Origin of the sequence: Curtobacterium sp. C2H10, from assembly GCF_025407985.1 — a bacterium.
Taxonomy (GTDB): Bacteria; Actinomycetota; Actinomycetes; order Actinomycetales; family Microbacteriaceae; genus Curtobacterium.
In genome coordinates this window covers 24113-46655 of record NZ_JABXGF010000018.1, presented here as the reverse complement: position 1 = coordinate 46655, position 22543 = coordinate 24113, and the positions used below count along the sequence as shown (strand labels likewise).

At 70.8% G+C, this 22543-nt stretch carries 19 protein-coding genes; 16 read left to right on the top strand and 3 right to left on the bottom strand.

Annotated elements, in window-relative coordinates:
• The first annotated feature begins 9 nt into the window (after positions 1–9).
• From HWD93_RS09005 to HWD93_RS08980, 6 genes are all read left to right on the top strand, one after another.
• Positions 10–996 (top strand): branched-chain amino acid ABC transporter permease, encoded by a 987-nt coding sequence (locus HWD93_RS09005; RefSeq protein WP_070417713.1) that lies wholly within the window; start codon positions 10–12, stop codon positions 994–996.
• Complete coding sequence (locus HWD93_RS09000) at positions 989–1876, top strand: ABC transporter ATP-binding protein (RefSeq protein ID WP_070417714.1); 888 nt, start codon at positions 989–991, stop codon at positions 1874–1876. Before HWD93_RS09005 ends, HWD93_RS09000 begins: the two co-directional genes overlap by 8 nt.
• Positions 1873–2694, top strand: coding sequence for an ABC transporter ATP-binding protein (locus HWD93_RS08995; RefSeq protein ID WP_070417715.1), 822 nt, complete (start codon positions 1873–1875; stop codon positions 2692–2694). The genes HWD93_RS09000 and HWD93_RS08995 overlap by 4 nt, the downstream gene beginning before the upstream one ends.
• Before the next feature lie 187 nt (positions 2695–2881).
• Entirely contained in the window at positions 2882–3067 is a 186-nt protein-coding gene (locus HWD93_RS08990; RefSeq protein WP_139199221.1) for a hypothetical protein, read from the top strand.
• 66 nt (positions 3068–3133) lie between these two features.
• Entirely contained in the window at positions 3134–4255 is a 1122-nt protein-coding gene (locus HWD93_RS08985) for a GuaB3 family IMP dehydrogenase-related protein (RefSeq protein WP_071294790.1), read from the top strand.
• 60 nt (positions 4256–4315) lie between these two features.
• Entirely contained in the window at positions 4316–6205 is a 1890-nt protein-coding gene (locus tag HWD93_RS08980; RefSeq protein ID WP_261646621.1) for a glycerol-3-phosphate dehydrogenase/oxidase, read from the top strand.
• A 54-nt stretch (positions 6206–6259) separates the two neighbouring features.
• Here HWD93_RS08980 and HWD93_RS08975 read toward each other — a convergent pair whose 3' ends face one another.
• Positions 6260–6772 (bottom strand): hypothetical protein, encoded by a 513-nt coding sequence (locus HWD93_RS08975; RefSeq protein WP_261646620.1) that lies wholly within the window; start codon positions 6770–6772, stop codon positions 6260–6262.
• A 99-nt stretch (positions 6773–6871) separates the two neighbouring features.
• Between HWD93_RS08975 and HWD93_RS08970 the strand changes: the two genes are divergently transcribed.
• From HWD93_RS08970 to guaA, 5 genes are read left to right on the top strand one after another with little or no spacing between them, the layout of a single operon-like run.
• On the top strand, positions 6872–7402 hold the full coding sequence (locus tag HWD93_RS08970) for a cation:proton antiporter regulatory subunit (RefSeq protein ID WP_022906983.1): 531 nt from the start codon (positions 6872–6874) through the stop codon (positions 7400–7402).
• A gap of 3 nt (positions 7403–7405) precedes the next feature.
• Entirely contained in the window at positions 7406–8848 is a 1443-nt protein-coding gene (locus HWD93_RS08965) for a cation:proton antiporter (RefSeq protein WP_071294787.1), read from the top strand.
• A 5-nt stretch (positions 8849–8853) separates the two neighbouring features.
• Complete coding sequence (locus tag HWD93_RS08960) at positions 8854–9633, top strand: SURF1 family cytochrome oxidase biogenesis protein (protein ID WP_071294786.1); 780 nt, start codon at positions 8854–8856, stop codon at positions 9631–9633.
• 10 nt (positions 9634–9643) lie between these two features.
• The gene (locus HWD93_RS08955; protein ID WP_070417720.1) at positions 9644–10090 is read left to right on the top strand and encodes a DUF3817 domain-containing protein; all 447 of its coding nucleotides are present in this window, start codon (positions 9644–9646) and stop codon (positions 10088–10090) included.
• Positions 10087–11667 (top strand): glutamine-hydrolyzing GMP synthase, encoded by a 1581-nt coding sequence (gene guaA / locus HWD93_RS08950; RefSeq protein ID WP_071294785.1) that lies wholly within the window; start codon positions 10087–10089, stop codon positions 11665–11667. The genes HWD93_RS08955 and guaA overlap by 4 nt, the downstream gene beginning before the upstream one ends.
• 310 nt (positions 11668–11977) lie before the next feature.
• On the opposite strand, the gene HWD93_RS08945 is transcribed toward guaA, so the two are convergent.
• Together HWD93_RS08945 and HWD93_RS08940 are read right to left on the bottom strand one after the other, a co-directional pair.
• Complete coding sequence (locus HWD93_RS08945) at positions 11978–12841, bottom strand: Bax inhibitor-1/YccA family protein (RefSeq protein WP_261646619.1); 864 nt, start codon at positions 12839–12841, stop codon at positions 11978–11980.
• A 209-nt stretch (positions 12842–13050) separates the two neighbouring features.
• Positions 13051–13563, bottom strand: a complete 513-nt coding sequence (locus HWD93_RS08940; protein ID WP_071302131.1) for a hypothetical protein — start codon at positions 13561–13563, stop codon at positions 13051–13053.
• A 59-nt stretch (positions 13564–13622) separates the two neighbouring features.
• Between HWD93_RS08940 and HWD93_RS08935 the strand changes: the two genes are divergently transcribed.
• From HWD93_RS08935 to HWD93_RS08915, 5 genes are all read left to right on the top strand, one after another.
• The gene (locus HWD93_RS08935; RefSeq protein WP_071294783.1) at positions 13623–14633 is read left to right on the top strand and encodes a glycerophosphodiester phosphodiesterase family protein; all 1011 of its coding nucleotides are present in this window, start codon (positions 13623–13625) and stop codon (positions 14631–14633) included.
• Between the two features lie 12 nt (positions 14634–14645).
• Positions 14646–17111, top strand: a complete 2466-nt coding sequence (locus HWD93_RS08930) for an ATP-dependent helicase (protein WP_070417725.1) — start codon at positions 14646–14648, stop codon at positions 17109–17111.
• A 94-nt stretch (positions 17112–17205) separates the two neighbouring features.
• Positions 17206–18675, top strand: coding sequence for an aspartate aminotransferase family protein (locus HWD93_RS08925; protein ID WP_261646618.1), 1470 nt, complete (start codon positions 17206–17208; stop codon positions 18673–18675).
• Positions 18672–20090, top strand: coding sequence for a lysine N(6)-hydroxylase/L-ornithine N(5)-oxygenase family protein (locus HWD93_RS08920; RefSeq protein ID WP_261646617.1), 1419 nt, complete (start codon positions 18672–18674; stop codon positions 20088–20090). The genes HWD93_RS08925 and HWD93_RS08920 overlap by 4 nt, the downstream gene beginning before the upstream one ends.
• On the top strand, positions 20087–22444 hold the full coding sequence (locus tag HWD93_RS08915) for a GNAT family N-acetyltransferase (protein ID WP_261646616.1): 2358 nt from the start codon (positions 20087–20089) through the stop codon (positions 22442–22444). Before HWD93_RS08920 ends, HWD93_RS08915 begins: the two co-directional genes overlap by 4 nt.
• Positions 22445–22543 lie beyond the last annotated feature (99 nt).

The window sequence follows — 22543 nt, the reverse complement described above, 5'->3', positions numbered from 1 at the left end:
AGCGCCGCCATGGACTACATCCTCAACCTGCTGTCCTCCCTCACCCAGGAAGCACTCGCCCCGACCACGGCGGCGTTCGCGCTCGCCGCGATCGGCCTCAACGTCCACTTCGGACTCACCGGCCTGGTCAACATGGGCCAGGCGGCGTTCCTGCTGCTCGGCGCCTACGGCTTCGCGATCTCGATCACCAACGGACTGCCGTTCGTGATGGCCGTCCTGGTCGCGTTGCTCGTGTCGATCGTGTTCGCGATCATCCTCGGCATCCCGACCCTGCGGCTCCGCGGCGACTACCTGGCGATCGTGACGATCTCCGGCGCCGAGATCATCCGCATGGTGGGACGGTCGAGCCTGCTCACCACGACGACCGGCGGCTCGAACGGCATCACCGGGTCGAGCTACCGCGACCCGTTCAACGCGCTCAGCCCGCTCCCCGACGGCACCACCACGATCCTGTGGTTCACGTACTCGAACAACGGCGTCAACGGCTGGTGGATCCGGATCGCGGCGTGGGGGCTCGTCGCCCTGTTCACGCTCGTGCTGTTCCTGCTCATGCGCAGCCCGTGGGGCCGTGTCGTGAAGGCCATCCGCGAGGACGAGGACGCCGTCCGCTCCCTCGGCAAGAACGTCTACTCGTACAAGATGCAGGCGCTCGTGTTCGGCGGTGCGCTCGGGGCCCTGGCCGGGATCATCTACGTCCTGCCGAGTTCGGTGCAACCGGACGCGATGGGTCGCTCGATGACGTTCTTCATCTGGACGGCGCTCATCCTCGGCGGTGCGGCGACGGTGTTCGGACCGGTGCTCGGCGCCGTGCTCTTCTTCGTCGTCCGACTCGCGATCCGCACCCTCGCCGGTGACTTCATCCCGAACTCGATCATGAACGCCCAGCAGGCCGAGCAGTTCTCCTACGTGCTCGTCGGCGTCGCGCTCATGCTCCTCATCGTGTTCCGTCCACAGGGCCTCCTGGGCAACAAGAAGGAGTTGACGTTCAGTGTCTGAGTCGTACGCCCACCCCAAGAACGACCCGATCCTGGTCGTCGACGACGTCACCCGTCGCTTCGGCGGCATGACCGCGGTCGACGTCGACCACCTCGAGGTCCAGCGCGGCTCGATCACCGCCCTCATCGGCCCGAACGGCGCCGGCAAGACGACGTTCTTCAACCTGCTCACCGGGTTCGACAAGCCGAGCCCCGGCGCGACGACCCGGTTCGACGGCAACACGCTGCAGAAGACCAGCGCCACCCACATCGCGAACAAGGGCATGGTCCGCACGTTCCAGCTCACGAAGGCGCTCAGCCGCCTCACCGTGATGCAGAACATGCTCCTCGGCGCCCGCGACCAGCCCGGCGAGAACTTCTTCGTCGGCCTCGTCCCCGCGCTCTGGCGGAAGCGGGAGCGCGAGATCACGGCGAAGGCCGAGGACCTCCTCGCCCGCTTCAAGCTCGACACGAAGGCCGACGACTACGCGGGTTCGCTGTCCGGCGGGCAGCGCAAGCTCCTCGAGATGGCCCGGGCGCTCATGTCCGACCCGACGATGATCATGCTCGACGAGCCGATGGCCGGCGTGAACCCGGCGCTGACCCAGTCGCTACTCGGGCACATCCAGTCCCTGCGCGACGACGGCATGACCGTGCTCTTCGTCGAGCACGACATGCACATGGTCCGGCACATCTCGGACTGGGTCGTCGTGATGGCCGAGGGCAAGGTCGTCGCCGAGGGGCCGGCCGACACGGTGATGGACGACCGTGCGGTCATCGACGCGTACCTCGGTGCGCACCACGACACCGACCTCGGTGACGACTCGCTCCTCAACGAGGAGACCTACGAGGAACTCGCCGAGGAAGTAGCGGAAGAAGACGAGCAGGAGGCGACCCGATGACCGACGCAAGCGAGCCCACGAACGCGAGCAGCGCCTCCAGTCCGTCGCCGGCGACCGCCGCCCCGGCGGCCACGCTGGAACGCGAGCCCGTGCTCAGCGCGAAGAACCTCGTCGCCGGCTACCTGCCGGGGGTGAACATCCTGAACGGCTGCGACCTCGACTGCTACCCGGGCGAGCTCATCGGCATCATCGGGCCGAACGGCGCCGGCAAGTCGACGCTCCTCAAGGCCCTGTTCGGCCTCGTGTCCATCCGCGAGGGCTCCGTCACCCTGCAGGGCGAGGACATCACCAACCTCAAGGCGAACAAGCTCGTGCAGGCCGGCGTGGGCTTCGTCCCGCAGACGAACAACGTCTTCCCCTCGCTCTCGATCGAGGAGAACCTGCAGATGGGCCTGTACCTGCGACCCCGGAAGTTCGCCGAGCGGCTCGAGGTCATCTACGACCTGTTCCCCGTCCTCGGCCAGCGGAAGGGCCAGCGCGCCGGATCGCTGTCCGGCGGTGAGCGGCAGTCCGTCGCGATGGCCCGGGCACTCATGATGGACCCGAAGGTGCTGCTGCTCGACGAACCCTCCGCGGGGCTGTCGCCGGTGCGCCAGGACGAGACGTTCATCCGCACACGCCGGATCAACAAGGCCGGTGTGTCGATCGTCATGGTGGAGCAGAACGCGCGACGCTGTCTGCAGATCTGCGATCGTGGGTACGTGCTCGACCAGGGGAAGAACGCGTACTCGGGCACCGGGAAGGAGCTCGCCGACGACCCGAAGGTCATCGAGCTGTACCTGGGGACGCTCGCCAAGGACGTCGACTCCGCGCGCTGAGCGAGCGGTGTCGACCGTGGGTGCCGCTGTGGGGGCGGTACCCGCACCGAGTGGGGTCGTGCGTGGACGCTCAGCGCCGCACGGCCCCGCTCCTCATGCGGACCGGTACGCGGCCCACGTCGCCGGGACGGCGCGTCGTCGGCCAGGAGGCGCGACCCGCCCCCGCCGGGTCGCTATCGTCGGTCGCGTGCGGACTCCCGGCCCCCTCGTGCTCGACGCCCTCGTGTGGCTGGTGTTCGCCGTGCTCTTCGTCGGGGCGGCGCTGCTCGTGAAGGTCGCCGCGGCCCTGGTCGGCGTGCTGGTGGTGCTGGCGCTGCTGCTCGGGCTCGTCCTGCGGACGCTCCGCAGGCGCCGCGCACGCCGGACGCGCTGACCTCCGCCGCGCGCCCTGCCCGTCGCGCCCGTGTCACCCGGGGGACACGACCGCTAGGCTTGCCGGGTGAGTGAAGTCGAGATCGGTGCTGGCAAGCGCGGACGTCGGGCGTACGCGTTCGACGACATCGCGGTGGTCCCCTCGCGGCGCACGCGTGACCCGCGTGACGTGAGCGTGCAGTGGTCGATCGACGCGTTCACGTTCGAGTCGCCGATCCTCTCGGCCCCGATGGACTCGGTCGCCTCGCCCGCGACGGTCATCCAGATGGGCCGGCTCGGCATGCTCGGCGTCCTCGACCTCGAAGGCCTCTGGACCCGCTACGAGGACCCGACGCCCTACTTCGACGAGATCAAGGCGCTCACCGACGGCAACGTCACGAAGCGCATGCAGGAGATCTACTCCGAGCCGGTCAAGGCCGAGCTGATCACCGCGCGCCTGGCCGAGATCCGCGCCGCCGGCGTCCCGGTCGCCGGGTCGCTCAGCCCCCAGCGCACGCAGGAGTTCTCGCAGACCGTCGTCGACGCCGGTGTCGACCTGTTCGTCATCCGCGGCACGACGGTCTCGGCCGAGCACGTCTCGCAGAACACCGAGCCGCTCAACCTCAAGAAGTTCATCTACGAGCTCGACGTCCCGGTGATCGTGGGCGGCGCCTCGACCTACACGGCGGCACTGCACCTCATGCGCACCGGTGCCGCTGGCGTGCTCGTCGGCTTCGGCGGCGGCGCGGCATCGACCACGCGGGCCGCCCTCGGCATCCACGCCCCGATGGCCACGGCCGTCGCGGACATCGCGGGCGCTCGCCGTGACTACATGGACGAGTCCGGTGGCCGCTACGTGCACGTCATCGCCGACGGCGGGCTCGACACCGCCGGCGACGTCGTCAAGGCCATCGCGATGGGCGCCGACGCCGTGATGCTCGGCACCGCGCTGGCCCGCGCGACCGAGGCCCCCGGCGGTGGGTTCCACTGGGGTGCCGAGGCGCACCACCCGGAGCTGCCGCGCGGCCGCCGGGTCGAGGTCGGCACGATCGCCCCGCTCGAGAACGTCCTGAACGGCCCCACCCCGACGTGGGACGGCCGCGCGAACATCGTCGGCGCCCTGCGTCGATCGATGGCCACCACCGGATACTCCGACGTCAAGGAGTTCCAGCGAGTAGAAGTGGTCGTGGCGCCGTACCACCGGAACTGACGGTGGCACCCGCATTCCGGCGCGGGTGACGCCCGGCGTCACCGTGACACGGAGGCGACGATGGCGAAGACCAGCACGAGCACGTCCAGCGCGACCCGGCCCGCCCGGCCCGACACCGCCGCCCCGGGGGTGGGGTTCGACCCGTCGGCGAAGCTCGGCCCCGATGAACGCGCGGCCGCCATCGAGACCCTGAAGACCAAGGAGCTCGACGTCCTGGTCGTCGGCGGTGGCATCGTCGGTGGCGGCAGCGCACTCGACGCCGTCACCCGTGGCCTCAGCGTCGGCATCGTCGAGGCCCGCGACTGGGGCTCGGGGACCTCGAGCCGCTCGTCGAAGCTCGTCCACGGCGGCATCCGCTACCTCGAGCAGCTGAACTTCGCGCTCGTCCGCGAGGCACTGATCGAACGCGGCCTCCTGCTGCAGCGCATCGCCCCGCACCTCGTGAAGCCCGTCCGCTTCCTCTACCCGCTCAACCACCGCGTGTGGGAGCGCTTCTACATCGGCATCGGCATGGCGATGTACGACGTCTTCAGCTGGTCCGGTGGTCGGCCGCCGGGGGTGCCGCACCACCGGCACCTCAGCCGGAGCCAGGTCCTCAAGAACATGCCCGGCCTCAAGAAGGACGCCTTCGTCGGCGGCATGACGTACTACGACGCCCAGGTCGACGACGCGCGCTACGTGGCCTCGCTCGTCCGCACCGCTGCGTCGTACGGGGCACACGCCGCGAGCCGCGTCCGCATCGAGGGCTTCATCAAGGTCGGGGAGCGGGTCGTGGGCGCGCACGCGCACGACATCCAGACGGGCGAGAAGTTCGACATCCGGGCGAAGCAGGTCGTCAACGCGACGGGCGTCTGGACCGACGACACCCAGGCGATGGTCGGCACCCGCGGGCAGTTCAAGGTGCGGGCGTCGAAGGGCGTGCACCTGGTCATCCCGCGCGACCGCTTCCAGTCGAACACGGGCATGATCCTCCGCACCGAGAAGAGCGTGCTCTTCGTGATCCCGTGGGGCCGGCACTGGCTGGTCGGCACGACGGACACCGACTGGTACCTCGACAAGGCGCACCCGGCGGCGACCGCGGCGGACATCGACTACATCCTCGAGCACGTGAACAAGGTCCTCGCGGTCCCCCTCACGCGTGAGGACGTCGAGGGCGTGTACGCCGGACTCCGGCCGCTGCTCGCGGGGGAGTCGGACCAGACGTCGAAGCTCAGCCGCGAGCACGTCGTCGCGCACACGGTCCCCGGGCTCGTGGTCGTCGCCGGCGGCAAGTGGACCACGTACCGCGTGATGGGCAAGGACGCCATCGACGAGGCCGTCGCGGCGATGGACGGGAAGATCCCGGGCTCGACCACCGAGGACATCCCACTGCTCGGTGCCGAGGGCTACCCCGCCGCCTGGAACCGACGCGGCCGCACGGCGCGGAGCTTCGGCGTGCACAAGGTCCGCATCGAGCACCTGCTCAACCGCTACGGCACGCTCGCGACCGAGGTGCTCCGGCTCGTGAAGCAGGACCCGTCCCTCGCCGAGCCGCTCCCCGGTGCCGACGACTACATCGGCGCCGAGGTCGTCTACGCGGCCTCGCACGAGGGCGCCCTGCACCTCGAGGACGTCCTCGCCCGCCGCACCCGCATCTCGATCGAGGCGTGGGACCGCGGTGAGTCGGCGGCCCCCGTCGCCGCGAAGCTCATGGCGGACGTGCTCGGCTGGGACCAGGAGACCACCGAGAACGAGGTCTCGAACTACCTCAAGCGCGTCGCCGCGGAACGCGAGTCGCAGCTGCAGCCCGACGACGCCTCGGCGGACCGCGTGCGGCTCGAGGCGCCGGACATCGCGTTCGGCTTCGACGAGGACGACGTGGTGGTCGGCGGTGGCCGGTCGAGCGGCGCGGAGGGCGCCAAGGCGTCCGACGAGCAGGTGGTCGGCGAGAAGACGAGCGAGCCCGAGTAGGACGCGCCCCGTGTCTCCTGGCTCTCGACTGCCTGGAGGCGCGGGTCGGCTCCGTCAGGCAGCGCGCGACCGGTGCGTGGTCCGGCGAGCACTGATCGCCTGGCCGATCACGAGGACGAACGGGATCGCGGCCAGCGCGATCGCGCTGGTGACGAGGAGGACACCGGCCCAGGCGGTGTGCGCTCCACCGCCGACGCCGTACGCGTCGGCGACGTCCATGCCGAGCCAGAAGCCGCTCCACCAGCTCATCGGACCGCCGAGCGCGACCACCCCGAGCAGGACCGCGGCGGTGACGTACGGCCGTGCACGGGTGACGACGAGCGAGGTGCCGAGGCCGATCGCCAGGGCGACGCCGACGACGGCGATCCCGACGACGACGGCGATGTCGGTGCCGACCGCGAAGCCCTGGCGCTCGAGTTCCGCGTGGATCGCGCCGAGCGCGGCGCCCGGCACCGCGGCGAGCGGATCGAGCACGAGTGCCTGGACGGCGAGCAGTGCGGCGTAGAGTGCCACCACCGCGATCCCGGTGCCGGCCACCAGCCGGTTGGTCCTGTCCTGCTCGTCCACAGCGTTCCCCCTGTCGTCCCCGTCCACCGGACTGTAGCGGAACGGAATGGACGGACCATCGCGGTGGTTATCATCGGGGTACTCGAAAAGGGAGCCATCATGGTCGACGTCCATCGCGTCAAACTCCCCGGAGTCGGCGTGCTGCACAGCTTCTACACCGACGACGGTGGCAAGTGCGGTGTCATCACGCACCGGTCGGGTCACTCCGACCTCATCTCCTTCGCCGACGTCTCGGACGGCGCCGACAAATCGGAGAAGGTGTCGCTGCGCCTCAGTGAGGACGAGGCGCACACGCTCGCCGAGCTCCTCGGCGGCACGCGCATCACCGAGGGTCTCGACAAGCTCGACGAGATCCCGGGCCTCAGCATCGACTGGTTCTCGGTCGACTACGACGACGCCATCGCCGGCAAGCCCCTCGGCGACCTGCACGACTCGGGCTTCATCGGCCTGACCGTCGTGGCGGTCGTCCGTGGTGACAGCGCCAACCCGGCCCCGTCGTCCGACTTCGTCGTGTTCCCGGGCGACACCATCGTCGTCGCCGGTGCACCCGAGAAGGTCGCGAAGGCGTTCTCGTTCTACCGCAGCGGAGAGCTTGCGGCCGCTGCGGCCGAGGCCCCGCCGAGGAGCTAGCCCGTGCACCTGGGTGGTGAGCTCCTCACCATCGGCATCCTCTTCATCATCGCCTACGTCCTCGGACGACTCGGCAAGACGATCGGGCTGCCCGCGATCCCGATCTACATGGTCGTGGGGCTCATCGCGAGTCCCCACACCCCGTGGATCGGGCTGAACGTCGAGTCGCACACGATCGAGCTGATCGCGACGTTCGGGCTCATCCTGCTGCTGTTCAACCTCGGGTTGGAGTTCGACCAGGAAGAGTTCTACGGCAACGCCGGCAAGCTCCTGGTGTCCGGTGGCACGTACGTCGCCATCAACATGGGCGTCGGGTTCGCCTTCGGGTTCTCGCTCGGGTGGGGCACCCGCGAAGCCCTCATCATCGCCGGCATGACGGCGACCTCGTCGAGCGCGATCGTGACGAAGCTCCTCATCGAGCTCCGTCGCCTGGCGAACGACGAGACCCCGATGATCCTCGGCGTCACCGTGATCGAGGACGTCTTCATCGCGATCTACCTCGCGATCGTCTCGGTGGTCCTCTCCGGCGACACGAACGTGTGGGGTGTCGTCGGCAAGCTCGCGCTCGCGTTCGGGTTCCTCGTCGTGATGTTCACGCTGGCCCGGTTCGCCGGCAAGTGGGTGTCCCGGATCTTCGCGACCCGTGACGACGAGCTGTTCACCGTGCTGTTCTTCGGCCTCGCGGTCATGTTCGGCGGCATCGGCGACCTGCTCGGTGTCACGGACGCGATCGGGGCGTTCGTGATCGGCCTGCTCTGCGGCGCCACGCGCTACCGCGACCGCATCGAGCAGCTCGCCCTGCCGATGCGCGACGTGTTCGCGGCGTTCTTCTTCGTGAACTTCGGGCTCGGGCTCGACCTGTCGACCTTCGGCGAGGTGCTCTGGCCGGTGCTCGGTGCGATCGGCATGACCGTCGCGCTGAACGCCATCGCGGGACAGCTCGTCGCGCGCATGAACGGCTTCAACATCCAGCAGGGGATCAACACCGCCGTCATCCTGGTGAACCGCGGCGAGTTCGCGCTGATCCTCGCGACGCTCTCGGCCGCTGCCGGGCTCGAAGCCCGCATCACCGCCTTCGCGGGTCTGTACGTCCTCGTCATGGCGATCCTCGGGCCGTTGCTCGCGGTCAACTCGGACCGCATCGGTCGCCTCGTGATCCGCCCGGCCCGTCTGGCACGCCTGCGGACGCGTCTCGGCGGCCGTCGAGCGGTCGCAGCGGCTGCCGCGGCCGAGGCGGCAGAGGCCGAGTCGGACGCCGCCGCTGCCGCTCGTCGGGCGGAGCGGGACCGCCAGTTCGCCGAGGAGTTCGCCCTGGTGGAGGCCGCTGGCAGCCAAGAGCGGGAGAATGAGTCTCCGGAGACGGTGTCCGAGCCCCGGACGTCGTCGGTCGAGACCCCCGCCGAGCGCCCCGAGCGCCCGGTCCGCCAGCGCGATCCGGAGTACTGATACAGATGTGGGCCGTAGCCCGACGACCGAGGTGGATCGCGCTGCTGTTGCTGGCGCTCGTGCTCGCGGCGGTGTTCGCCGGGCTGGGCAAGTGGCAGCTCGAGCGGAGCATCGCCAACGGCACCCCCCTCCCCGCGACGACCGAGAACCGGAAGAGCCTCGACGCCGTGACCGGGCCGATGCAGCCCGCGACCGAGAAGATGGCCGGGCAGAAGGTGACGGTCACGGGGACGTTCGTCGCCGGTGACACCACCGTCCTGACCGGCCGGACCGGTGGCGGGACGTACCAGACCGTCGGACACCTGGTGGACGACACGAGCGGGGCGAGCCTCCCGGTGGTGATCGGGTGGTCCGACCAGCGGTCCGCCGCCGTCGCCGGTGGTGACCGTCTGGCGGACGGCACGCGGCTCACGGTCGAGGGGCGCTACTACCCGGCCGAGTCGCCCGACCAGGACACCTACGACAAGGGCGAGTACTCGGCGGTCGCGCCGGCCCGGTTCGTGAACACGTGGAAGGCGTTCGACGACCGGATGTACCTCGGGTACGTCGTCGCCGACGGCACCACGGCGAAGGCGGCCGACCTCGGCACGATCGCCGACCGGGCGCCCTCGCGCGAGGTCCAGTTCGACTGGCTCAACCTGTTCTACGCGATCGAGTGGGTCGTGTTCGCCGGGTTCGCCGTCTTCCTCTGGTACCGGTTCGTGAAGGACGCCTGGGAGCGTGAGGAAGAAGAGCGGCGTGAGGCCGCACTCAGCGTCGACGGTGCCCTCGTCGACCGACGGTAGGATGGCCGATATGGCTCTGACCGTCCGTACCCGCGACATCCCGAAGATCCCGGGCGCGGTGAAGTGGTACCGCGTCTCGGCGTACATCACCGGCGTGCTGCTGCTCGCCCTGGTGGTCGAGATGGTCATCAAGTACACGCCGCTGCACCTCGAGATGCAGCTCGGCGGCGGTGCGTTCTTCGTGCCGGAGGGCACGGCGGGCAAGGAGCCCGGCACCTTCAACCTGTCGATCGGCATCCTCATCGCCCACGGCTGGCTGTACGTGCTCTACCTCTTCACCGACTTCCGTCTGTGGAGCATCATGCGCTGGAAGCCGATCCGCTTCCTGCTCATCGCCCTCGGGGGCATCATCCCGTTCATGTCGTTCGTGGTCGAGCACCGCATGCAGAAGATCGCCATGGACACCTACCACGAGCTGACCGCTGCCCAGCAGCGTGAGAAGGAGGCCGCTCGGTGAGCGAGACCGAACAGCGTCCCGTCCTCGTCGTCGACTTCGGTGCCCAGTACGCGCAGCTCATCGCGCGTCGGGTCCGTGAAGCGAACGTCTACAGCGAGATCGTCCCGCACTCGATCACGGCGGACGAGGTCCGTGCGAAGGACCCCGCGGCCATCGTGCTGTCCGGCGGCCCGTCGTCCGTGTACGAGACCGGTGCGCCCGCGCTCGACGGCGACATCCTCGACCTCGGCGTCCCCGTGCTCGGCATCTGCTACGGCTTCCAGGCCATGGCGACCGCGCTCGGTGGCGAGGTGGCGAACACCGGGCTGCGCGAGTACGGCGCGACCGACGTCACGCTCTCGCCCGGCACGAGCACACTCCTCGGCGACCAGCCGGAGTCGCAGGTGACCTGGATGTCCCACGGCGACTCCGTGGCGAAGGCACCCGAGGGCTTTGAGGTCCTCGCGTCCAGCGCCTCGACCCCCGTCGCCGCGTTCGCCTCCGACGAGCGCAAGCTCTACGGCGTGCAGTGGCACCCCGAGGTCAAGCACTCGGTGTACGGCCAGGCCGTGCTCGAGAACTTCCTGCACCGTGCCGCCGGGCTCCCCGGTGACTGGAACTCCGCGAACGTGATCGAGGAGCAGGTCGAACGCATCCGCGCACAGGTCGGTGCCGCCCGGGTCATCGCCGGACTCTCCGGTGGCGTCGACTCCGCCGTCGCCGCGGCGCTCGTGCATAAGGCCGTCGGCGACCAGCTCACCTGCGTCTTCGTCGACCACGGGCTCCTCCGCGCCGACGAGCGCAAGCAGGTGGAAGAGGACTACGTCGCCTCCACCGGTGTGCGGCTCATCACGATCGACGCCGAGCAGCAGTTCCTCGACGCCCTCGCCGGCGTGAGCGACCCGGAGCAGAAGCGCAAGATCATCGGGCGCGAGTTCATCCGCACGTTCGAGGCCGCGGCCGAGGCGCTGGTGCTCGAGGCCCAGGCTTCCGACTCTGATGCCGAGGTCAAGTTCCTCGTGCAGGGCACGCTCTACCCGGACGTCGTCGAGTCCGGCGGTGGCTCGGGAACGGCGAACATCAAGTCGCACCACAACGTCGGCGGTCTCCCCGACGACATGACGTTCGAGCTCGTCGAGCCGCTCCGCACCCTGTTCAAGGACGAGGTCCGCGCCGTCGGTCGCGAGCTCGGACTGCCCGAGGTCATCGTCGGTCGCCAGCCGTTCCCCGGCCCGGGGCTCGGCATCCGCATCGTCGGCGAGGTCACGAAGGACCGTCTCGAGCTGCTCCGCGCGGCCGACAAGATCGCCCGCGAAGAGCTCACCGCGGCCGGCCTCGACGAGGAGATCTGGCAGTGCCCGGTCGTCCTGCTCGCCGATGTCCGTTCCGTGGGCGTCCAGGGCGACGGTCGCACGTACGGCCACCCCATCGTGCTCCGTCCGGTCTCGTCGGAAGACGCCATGACCGCCGACTGGACGCGCCTGCCGTACGACACCCTCGCGAAGATCTCGAACCGCATCACGAACGAGGTGCCCGACGTGAACCGGGTCGTGCTCGACGTCACGTCGAAGCCGCCGGGGACGATCGAGTGGGAGTAGTCCTCCCGCGCTGACGGCCCGGCACGCGTCCTGCGTGCCGGGCCGTCCCGCGTCCGGAGGCCGGTCGGCGAGGTCGTGCGTGCGGCGAGGTCGTGCGTGCGGCGAAGTCGCACGATCTGCCGCTCGCGGCGAGGTCGTGCGGCACGTTGTGCGACCTCGGCGATGCACGGGCGGCACGTTGTGCGACCTCGGCGATGCACGTGCGGCATGTCATGCGATCTCGGCGTGGGAGGGTCGTCGGCCGCCCCTGACCCGGGAACGACGAAGGGCCCCGGCGTGTTCGCCGGGGCCCTTCGGGTCGTCCCGAGTACTAGTTGCGCTGGCTGCTCGCCACGATGGCGAGGATGCGCAGGATCTCGAGGTACAGCCACACGATCGTGACGATGAGCCCGAACGCCGCCGTCCACGCGTAGATCCGGGGAGCGCCACGACGGACGCCGGTCTGGATCTGGTCGAAGTCGAGGATCAGCGAGTACGCCGCCATGACCACGACGAGGATGCCGATGATCACGCCGAGCGGGATGCCGAAGATCTCGAACCCGAGGGCACCGAACGCGGTCTGCGTCACGCCGGTCCACATGAGGACCAGGTTGATGAGCGAGAACACCAGGTACCCGACCATCGCGACGAGGAAGAAGCGCGTGGCCTTCGGCGTCGCGCGGACCTTGCCGGAGGCGAACAGCGCGAGCGTCACGGCGAAGACACCGAGCGTGCCGAACACGGCCTGCACGACGATGCCGCCGAACGCGTTCTGGTAGTAGTGCGAGATGCCACCGACGAACAGGCCCTGGGCGAAGGAGTACGCCAGGACGAGCCCGGGCGACGGCTGCTTCTTGAACATGTTGACGAGCGCCAGCACGAACCCGGCGACGGCGCCGATGATCCAGACGATCATCGGTGCGTTCCAGCCGGCCACGGCACCCACGACGAGCACGCCGAACGCGAGCAGCGTCTTGACGATGGTGTCCTCGTACGACATGCGGTCCGTGTCGACCGTGCTGGCCGCCGGGCGGTCGTACATGTACTGCAGCTGCTCGGGGGTCATCCCGCCCTGTGCCTGCTGCGGGGTCTGTCCCCAGCCGGCCTGCTGCTGACCAGCGCCGCGCCCACCCCAGGTGTTGGGCCCCTGGTTGTTGAAGGCGGGGGACTGGTCGAAACCGGGCTTGAAGGCCATGGTGTCCTCTTCCTTGGAGATTCGAGTCCTCTCAGCCTAGGTGGGCTCGGTCGCGGAAGGCTGAGGATTCGCGGCGAGCGGAAGCGGCCCCGTGGGGACCCGACGAGCGCAGCCTACGGTCGTGCGCTGCGTGCGCGCCCCGAACCGGCCCGGAGCCCGCCGACCGCTCACGGCGAGGGTCGGAACGGACCGGCACCGCGCCTCCTGGATCAGCAGTGCGCGCGCAGCGCGACCTCGGTACCGGTGGTCTCCGACCACAGCCGCGCGCCCTGCGTGTACGCGACCCGCACCGGACCCACCGAGCCGCCGTCGCGCGCATCGCGGCGGACGTGCACGACGAGGTCGGCGGCATCGCCCGCGGCGACCGACGCGCCGAGCGCCGGTTCCGGCTCGCCCCAGTGTGCGGGGACCGGCCACTCGTCCGTCCCGTACCGGACCGGGTCCGTCGCACCGTGCGGGTACCGGACCACGAACGCGTCGACGATGCGCACGCCGTCCCCCGGTGCGGACACCGCGCTGACGACGATCGGGTCGCCCGTCGGGTGGTCGAGCATCGCGATGCCGACGGTGGCGTCCGTGCGACCCTCCATGCAGACCTCGCCCCCGCCCTCGGCGAGGTGCAGGGGTGCCGATCCGGAGGCCGGCACGACCCACGCCGCGACGCCGACCAGCACCGTCGCCGCGGCGACGCTGCTCCGCTTCCACCCCCGGTCGAGCCCCATGCCGTGAACCTACCGGCCCGGGGACGCCGCGCGCCGGATGTGGCCGTAGTGTCGGGGCCATGACCCTGGTGATCGCCCACCGCGGCGCGTCCGGCTACCGTCCCGAGCACTCGCGGAGCGCGTACGAGCTCGCGATCGAACTCGGTGCCGACGCGATCGAGCCGGACCTCGTGCCCACGAAGGACGGCGTGCTGGTGCTGCGGCACGAGAACGAGGTGTCCGGCACGACCGACGTCGCAGACCACCCCGAGTTCCGGCACCTGCGCACGACGAAGACGGTCGACGGGCAGAAGACGACGGGCTGGTTCACCGAGGACTTCACGTGGGCCGAGCTGCGGACGCTGCGGACCCGCGAGCGCCTCCCCGCCCTGCGACCGGGGTCGGCGGAGCACGACGGCGAGGAGCCGGTCCTCCGCCTCGAGGACCTGCTCGCGATCCTCGACGCGGCTCCCCGGCCGGTCGGACTCGTCGCGGAGGTCAAGCACGCCGACTTCTTCGACCGCGCCGGCTTCCCGATGGGGCAGCTCCTCGACGGGGTCCTCGCCGAGACCGGGTGGCGCGGGGACGAGCGCCTCACCGTCGAGAGCTTCGAGAAGGGGGTGCTGCGGGACCTCCGTGAGCGCGGGACCGGCGGGCGGCTCGTCTACCTCCAGGAGGCGCGGGGCAGCGCGGCGGATGAGGTCGCGTCCCACGGGTCGCTGGCTCCCACCTACGCGGCCGAGCGATCCGACGACGCGCTCACGGCGTTCGCGACGGAGTTCCACGGCATCAGCGTCGACCTGGGGACGCTGATGGCCGGGGTGGACAGCGTCGCGCTCGAGGATCCGGCACCCGTGCGGAGCGCCGTCGTCGACCGCGCGCACGAGGCCGGGCTCGCCGTGTACACGTGGACGCTGCGGCCGGAGAACCGCTTCCTGCCGGCGCCGTTGCGTCGTGGCGGCGAGGTCGCGGCGTTCGGCGACTGGGAGCGGTGGTTCACCTCGGTCGTCCGCACCGGCGTCGACGGGGTGTTCGCCGACCACACCGACCTGGCCGTGCTCGCCCGCTCGGCTGTCGGAGGCCCGGCCTAGACTGTCCCGGACATGACGATCGTGCTCGACCCCTTCGACTCGACGCCCGGCCGTGCTGACGGTTCCGGCGCCGGTGACCGCGCCTACGACGACCCCTTCACCGCGGGTCTGAACCCCCAGCAGAAGGAAGCCGTCGAGTACCGCGGCGAGTCCCTGCTCATCGTGGCGGGTGCGGGCTCCGGCAAGACGAGCGTGCTGACCCGCCGCATCGCGCTGCTGCTCGCCAACCGAGAAGCCTGGCCGTCGCAGATCCTGGCGATCACCTTCACGAACAAGGCCGCGGCCGAGATGCGCGAGCGCGTGCGGGCGCTGGTCGGGCAGGCGTCCGAGGGGATGTGGATCTCCACCTTCCACTCGGCGTGCGTGCGGATCCTCCGGCGCGAGGCCGAGCGCTTCGGGTTCGCGCAGTCGTTCACGATCTACGACTCCGCCGACTCGAAGGCCCTGCTCAAGCGGATCATCAAGGAGCTCGAGGCGGACTCGCTCGGGCTGACCGTCGGCGCTGCGGCCTCGAAGATCTCGAAGCTCAAGAACGAGCTGCAGGACATCGACTCCTACGCCCGGAACATCAACGCGAACGACCCGCAAGAAGTCATGTTCACCGAGGTCTTCCGGCGGTACACGAACGAGCTGCGCCGGGCGAACGCGTTCGACTTCGACGACCTCATCGGCCAGACGGTGTTCCTCTTCCGCGCCTTCCCCGAGGTCGCCGCGCTCTACCAGCGCCGGTTCCGGTTCATCCTCGTCGACGAGTACCAGGACACCAACCACGCGCAGTACGCCCTCATCCGCGAGCTCACGCGGCCGGTCCCCGTCGAGCAGGTGGACAAGCTCGAGGACGCCGGGCAGCACGTCGCCCGCATGCGCGAGGCCGACGGGTCGATCGCCCCGGCGTCGCTGACCGTCGTCGGCGACTCCGACCAGTCCATCTACGCCTTCCGCGGGGCGGACATCCGCAACATCGTCGAGTTCGAGCGGGACTTCCCGAACTCGAAGGTCGTCCTGCTCGAGCAGAACTACCGGTCGACGCAGAACATCCTCGACGCCGCGAACGCCGTCATCGCGAACAACTTCGACCGGCAGGCGAAGAACCTGTTCACGGACGTCGGCGCCGGCGACAAGATCGTCGGGTTCACGGGCTACACCGGGCACGACGAGGCCCAGTTCGTCGCCGACGAGATCCAGCGCCTGCACGAGGACGGCATGTCCTACCGCGACATGGCCGTCTTCTACCGGACGAACTCGCAGACCCGTGCGCTGGAGGAGATCTTCATCCGGGCGGCGATCCCGTACCGGGTCCTCGGCGGCACGAAGTTCTACGAGCGCGCCGAGATCAAGGACGCCATGGCGTACCTGATCACCGTCGCCAACCCGGCCGACCCGATGGCACTCCGACGGGTCCTCAACGTCCCGAAGCGCGGCATCGGCGCGGTCACCGAGACCACCCTGCAGCGCTACGCCGACGAGCACGAGACGACGATGCGGGACGCCCTCCGGCACGCCGACGAACTCGGGTTCGGGCCGAAGGTGCGCAACGCGATCACGGCGTTCGCCGCCCTGCTCGACGACGTCTCGTCCCGCGCCGGTACCCAGCCGGTCGTGGACACCCTCACACAGCTGCTCGACGGCTCGGGGCTGCTCGAGAACCTCCGGAAGTCGCCCGACGCGCAGGACGCCGCCCGTGCGGACAACATCGACGAGCTCGTCGCGGTGACGCGGGAGTTCCAGAAGAACAACCCCGAGGGCACGCTGTCCGACTTCCTGACCGAGGTCTCCCTCGTCGCCGCGGCGGACGAGCTCGACGACTCGTCGGGAACGGTGTCGCTCATGACCCTGCACACGGCGAAGGGGCTCGAGTACGACGCGGTGTTCCTCACCGGCGTCGAGGAAGACCTGCTGCCGCACCGGATGTCGGCGAACGAGCCGGGTGGCCCGTCCGAGGAACGCCGGCTCTTCTACGTGGGGATCACCCGCGCCAAGAAGTCCCTCTTCCTGTCGCTCGCGATGACCCGCGCGCAGTTCGGTGACGTCAACGTGGCGATGCCGTCCCGCTTCCTGCAGGAGATCCCCGAGGGGCTCATCGAGTGGAAGCAGTCTCCCGGCATGGCGAACAGCCGCGGCGGGACCGAACCCCGGGCCCTCAACGCCCGACGGGGCGGCGGGATCGGCGGCTCGGGCGGCGGCGCCGGCGGCGGGTACCGCGGCGGTGGCGGCTGGGGCGGTGGCTCGTACGACCGGGCGGCCGCAGCGCAGAAGACCCGTCCGAAGACCGAGTGGGCGAACCGCGTGTCCGGGCAGGTCCGCGACAACGGCGACATGGAGCTCGTGGCCGGCGACCGCATCAAGCACGTCGACTTCGGCGAGGGGACGGTCTCGGCCGTGACCGGCATCGGCGCCAAGCGCATCGCCGAGATCGCGTTCGACTCCGCGGGCCGCAAGAAGCTCCTCATCAAGATCGCGCCGATCGAGAAGCTCTGAGGCGCTGAGCCCCTGACGCCGACGCGCCCGGCCATGTCGGGAGCGCGCTGCCGCGCGTGACAATCGCGGCGAGGTGAGGTTAGCCTTACCTAACGTGACAGCCCTCATCGAATTGTTGACCTCTGCCAACGCCGAGCGCTACCGGACCACCGTCACCACGACGGTCGACCGGCTCGCGGACCGCATCTCCGACGTCGACCGACCGACGACCGACACCGCCGCGGACGAACTCCGGGCCCGCGTCGCCGCCGTCGACCTCGACGCGGAACCCCTCGGGACGGACCGGGCGCTCGCCGAGCTCGACGACCTGTTCGTCCGCGAGGCCGTCTGGTTCCACGACCCGGCGTACCTCGCCCACCTCAACTGCCCGGTCGCGCTGCCCGCGGTCGCGGCGGAGTCGGTGCTCGCCGCCGTGAACACCTCGGTGGACACCTGGGACCAGTCGCGGATCGGGACCGACATCGAGCGGCACGTGGTGGCGTGGCTCGCGGGGCGCATCGGGTTCGCGGGCGGTGACGGGGTGTTCACCTCGGGCGGGTCCCAGTCGAACCTGCAGGCGCTGCTGCTGGCGCGAGAGGCAGCAACAGCAGCGGCAGCCGCGACGGCAGCGACGGCCTCGACTGCCCCGGTGCTCACCGTCTTCGCCACCGCCGAGTCCCACTTCAGCGTCCGCAAGTCCGCCCGGCTCCTCGGCCTCCCCGACGACGCCGTCGTCGACGTCCCCACCGACCGGGCCGGCCGGATGCGTCCCGCGGCCCTCGCCGAGGCGATCGCGGCCGCCCGCACGGCCGGCCGCACCCCGATGGCCGTCGTCGCCACGGCGGGCACCACCGACCGCGGCGTGATCGACCCGCTCGAGCCGATCGCCGACGTGTGCGACCTCGAGGACGTCTGGCTCCACGTCGACGCCGCGTACGGCTGCGGCCTGCTCGTGTCCCCGACCCGTCGGCACCTGCTCGACGGGATCGAGCGTGCGCGGAGCGTGACCGCCGACCTGCACAAGTCGTTCTTCCAGCCGGTGTCGTCGAGCGCCCTGGTCGTCCGCGACCCCGCCGACCTCCGCCGCACGGCCTGGTACGCGGACTACCTCAACCCCGAGGACGCCGCCGAGCCGAACCAGGTCGACAAGTCCCTGCAGACCACCAGGCGGTTCGACGCGTTGAAGCTCTGGGCGACTCTCCGTGCGACCGGCGCCGAGGCCGTCGGGCGGGCGTTCGACGCAGTGATCGACCTCGCGGTGGCGACGCACGCGATCGTCGATGAGCACCCGGACCTCGTGCTCGTCGCGCCGACGCAGCTCAGCACCGTGCTGTTCCGGTGGCAGCCCGCCGGCGTGACCGACGCGGACGCCGACGCACTGGTGGCTCCGATCCGGGCGGCCCTCCTCGCCGAGGGGCGGGTGCTCATCGCGAAGACCGTGATCGACGGGCGCCCCTGCAACAAGCTGACGCTGCTCAACCCGGAGACGACCCCGGCGCAGATGCGCGCCTCGCTCGACCACGTCGCCGCGACGGCAGCGCGCGTCCGCGCGGCCACCTCCGCCCCGGAAGGAGCAACGCGATGACCACCGCCGACGACCTCCGGACCGCCGACAGGACCGCCGACGAGACCGCCGACCGCCCCGTCCACGACCTGATCGGCATCGGCATCGGGCCGTTCAACCTCGGCCTCGCCTGCCTCACCGACCCGCTCGACGACCTCGACGCGGTGTTCCTCGACGCCGCCGACGGCTTCGCCTGGCACCACGGCATGATGCTCGACGACGCCACGATCCAGGTGCCGTTCATGGCGGACCTCGTGACGATGGCGGACCCGACCTCGCCGTTCTCGTTCCTGGCGTGGCTCAAGGAGACCGGTCGGCTCTACCCGTTCTACATCCGCGAGGACTTCCACCCCCTCCGCAGCGAGTACGACGCGTACTGCCGGTGGGCCGCCGACCGGCTCGACACCCTCCGCTGGGGTCGCCGGGTCACGGCCGTCGAGCACGACGTGACGACCGACCTGTTCACGGTGCACGCCGAGACCGATCGGGGTCCCGAGACGTACCGCGCACGCCACGTCGTCGTCGGCATCGGCACGGAGCCGTCCGTCCCCGCACCCCTTCGGGGCATCGACGGGCCGGCGATCCACTCCGCCGAGTTCCTGCCGAACCGTGACGCCCTGCGCCGTGCCGGGTCGATCGCGGTGATCGGCAGTGGCCAGTCCGCCGCCGAGGTCTACCGCGAGCTGCTCGAGGACGTCCGGCGGGACGGCTACCGCCTCGACTGGATCACCCGCTCGCCGCGGTTCTTCCCGATGGAGGACACCAAGCTCACGCTCGAGATGACGAGCCCGGAGTACACGGACCACTTCCACGCCCTGCCCGAGGACGTCCGCGACCACCTCGGTCGCGAGCAGCGCGGGCTGTACAAGGGCATCAGCGCGGACCTCGTCGACGCGCTCTACGACCAGCTGTACCGGCTCAGCGCGCCGGGACCGGTCCCGACGACGCTCCGCACCGAGACGAGCGTGGTCGACGCCGTCTGGCTGGCGGACCGGGGGACGTACCGGCTGACCCTCCGGCACGAGCAGCTCGGCGAGACGTACGAGCACGAGGTCGAGCGGCTGGTCCTGGCGACCGGGTACCGACCGCGGTCCGCGGCGTTCCTCGCACCGGTCGAGCACCTCGTCGCCCGCGACTCCCGGGGGCGCCTGGCGGTCGCACGCGACCACCACGTCGACCGACTCGGCGGCCGCATCTGGGTGCAGAACGCCGAGGAGCACACGCACGGCCTCACCGCACCCGACCTCGGCATGGGGGCGTGGCGGAACGCGTCGATCATCCGCTCCGTCACGGGTCGGCCCGTGTACGGCCTGGAGGCGCGGATCGCCTTCCAGGAGTTCGGCCTGCCCGCCTCCGCCCGCTCCACGGCACGTGGCAGCACCGCGGACGGCGCGCCGCCCCGGCACGCGACCGAGCGCGCGGAGGTCTCCGCATGACCGTCGACGCGACCACCCTGCCCGACGTGACCGAGGTCGGCGGGGCCGAGCCGCGCCTCCTGGCCGTCGAACCCGTGGACCCGGGTCGTGACGCCGCCCTCGTGCAGTCGTGGCTCGCGCACCCCGCGTCGTCGTGGTGGGGCATGGGACACCTCGACGTCGACGCGGTGCGGACGTACCTCGCGGGCGTGCAGGCGGATCCCGCGCAGGCCGCGTGGCTCGGCCGTCGTGACGGCGTCCCGGTGTTCCTCGCGGAGACGTACGACCCGGCACGGGTCCTGCTCACCGACGTGTTCGCCGCCGAACCCGGCGACGTCGGCATGCACCTGCTCGTCGCGCCGCCGCCCGCCGACGGACGGGTGCACGGACTGACGAGCGCCGTCATGCGCACCGTCGTCGAGCACTGCCGCGACGTCCTCGGAGCACGCCGCGTCGTCGTCGAGCCCGACGTCCGGAACACCGCCGTGCACGCGAAGAACGCCGAGGTCGGGTTCCGCGTGCTGCGCGAGGTCGACGTCGACGGCAAGCGCGCCCTGTTGTCCGTGCTCGACACCGACCGGATCGGGCTGCCCGAGGGCGACGGGCCCGCGGCGCACCTCCAGCCGGAGCACCTCGAACCGGCCCAGCGGCACCTCGTGGCGAAGGCGATCGCCGAGTTCACGCACGAGCGCCTCGTGGAACCGCAGCCGGACGGCGACGCCTGGCGGCTCGACGCGGGGGAGTCGACCTACCGGTTCCGCGCGCGTCGGCACGTGCTCGAGCACTGGTCGATCGACGAGGCGTCGCTGACCCGCACCCGCGCCGGTGCGGCGGCCCCGCTCAGCGCGCAGGACCTCGTCCTCGAGCTGCGCGACGTGCTCGGGATCCCCGACGCGCTGCTCGGCACGTACCTCGAGGAGATCGCCTCCACCCTCGCCAGCGCCGCCGCGAAGCACCGTCGCGGTGGGCCATCAGCAGCGCAGCTCGCACGGGGGCGCACGGAGGGGGCCGACCGCGTCGTCGCGTCGTTCCAGGACGTCGAGTCGGCGATGACCGAGGGGCACCCGGCGTTCGTGGCGGCGAACGGGCGGATCGGGTTCGGGCTGGACGAGTACCGCGCCTACGCCCCCGAGGCCGGCGGTCGGTTCCGCTACCGCTGGCTCGCCGCACGCCGGGCCTGCACGCACCTCGCGCTCGCCGCGGACCGCACCGAGCGCGACCACTGGGCGGCCGAGCTCGACCCGGAGACCACCGCCGGGTTCCGGGCCGTGCTGGTGTCCCGGGGACTCGACCCCGAGGACTACGTCTGGATCCCCGTGCACCCGTGGCAGTGGCAGCACCGGATCGCCGTCACGTTCGCGCCGGACCTCGGGCGGCAGGACCTGGTCGACCTCGGCGAGGGGCCGGACGAGTACCAGCCGCAGCAGTCGATCCGGACGGCGTTCGACCGCTCCCACCCGGAGCGCTCGTACGTCAAGACGGCGCTCGCCGTGCAGAACATGGGGTTCCTGCGGGGGATGTCGCCCGCGTACATGCGGAACACCCCGGCCGTGAACGACTGGGTCGCGGCGCTCGTGTCCGCGGACGAGACGCTGGCCGGCGCCGGGTTCTCGGTGCTCCGGGAGCACGCGGCGATCGGGTACACCGGGGACGCCTACCACCGGGTCGACGTGTCCTCACCGCAGCGGAAGATGCTCGCGGCGCTGTGGCGGGAGAGCCCGCTGCCGCGGGTGACGGACGGCGAGCGACTGCTGACGATGGCCGCGCTGCTGCACCGGGACGCCTCGGGCGACGCCGTCGTGTCGGCGCTGATCGAGGCATCGGGGCTGCCGGCCGACGAGTGGGTGCGGCGCTGGCTCGACGCGTACCTGCTGCCCGTGGTGCACTGCCTGACCGTGCACGACCTGGTGTTCATGCCGCACGGCGAGAACCTCGTGCTCGTCGTCCGTGACGGGGTCGTGGTGCGCGCGGTGATGAAGGACATCGGCGAAGAGGTCGCGGTGCTCGGGCGGCACGCGGACCGCCCGGTGCCCGCCGACATCGAGCGCATCGTGCACCCGGTGGACGACGACGAAGCGGCGCTCGCCGTGTTCACCGACGTGTTCGACGGGGTGCTGCGCTTCGTCGCGGCGATCCTCGACGACGACGGGGTCCTGCCGGAGTCGCGGTTCTGGCAGGTGGTGGGGGAGTGCGTCGACGCGCACGCCGCGGCCCACCCGGAGCGCCGGCGGCCGTTGGACCTGCGGGTGCCGGCGTTCGAGCACTCGTGCCTCAACCGGCTGCAGCTGCGGAACACGCTGTCGATGGTGGACCTGGCGGACCAGTCGTCGTCGCTCATCCGGGCGGGGGCGATGCCGAACCCGATCGCGCGGTAGCGCGGGCGGCGCGCCGCGCGGCGCGACGCGGGGCGGCTCGCGTTCGCACAACCAAAGTGCGCTCGAGCCACGGGATTGCGTGGTTCGAGCGCACTTTGG

What these genes read in the sequence shown, in the direction of transcription:
- HWD93_RS08915 (WP_261646616.1), top strand. Translation starts at nt 20,087, where the DNA reads ATGACCGTCGACGCGACCACCCTGCCCGACGTGACCGAGGTCGGCGGG.
- HWD93_RS08980 (WP_261646621.1), top strand. Translation starts at nt 4,316, where the DNA reads ATGGCGAAGACCAGCACGAGCACGTCCAGCGCGACCCGGCCCGCCCGG.
- HWD93_RS08970 (WP_022906983.1), top strand. Translation starts at nt 6,872, where the DNA reads ATGGTCGACGTCCATCGCGTCAAACTCCCCGGAGTCGGCGTGCTGCAC.
- HWD93_RS08940 (WP_071302131.1), bottom strand. Translation starts at nt 13,563, where the DNA reads ATGGGGCTCGACCGGGGGTGGAAGCGGAGCAGCGTCGCCGCGGCGACG.
- HWD93_RS08930 (WP_070417725.1), top strand. Translation starts at nt 14,646, where the DNA reads ATGACGATCGTGCTCGACCCCTTCGACTCGACGCCCGGCCGTGCTGAC.
- HWD93_RS08995 (WP_070417715.1), top strand. Translation starts at nt 1,873, where the DNA reads ATGACCGACGCAAGCGAGCCCACGAACGCGAGCAGCGCCTCCAGTCCG.
- HWD93_RS08935 (WP_071294783.1), top strand. Translation starts at nt 13,623, where the DNA reads ATGACCCTGGTGATCGCCCACCGCGGCGCGTCCGGCTACCGTCCCGAG.
- HWD93_RS08960 (WP_071294786.1), top strand. Translation starts at nt 8,854, where the DNA reads ATGTGGGCCGTAGCCCGACGACCGAGGTGGATCGCGCTGCTGTTGCTG.
- HWD93_RS08945 (WP_261646619.1), bottom strand. Translation starts at nt 12,841, where the DNA reads ATGGCCTTCAAGCCCGGTTTCGACCAGTCCCCCGCCTTCAACAACCAG.
- HWD93_RS08955 (WP_070417720.1), top strand. Translation starts at nt 9,644, where the DNA reads ATGGCTCTGACCGTCCGTACCCGCGACATCCCGAAGATCCCGGGCGCG.
- HWD93_RS09005 (WP_070417713.1), top strand. Translation starts at nt 10, where the DNA reads ATGGACTACATCCTCAACCTGCTGTCCTCCCTCACCCAGGAAGCACTC.
- HWD93_RS08920 (WP_261646617.1), top strand. Translation starts at nt 18,672, where the DNA reads ATGACCACCGCCGACGACCTCCGGACCGCCGACAGGACCGCCGACGAG.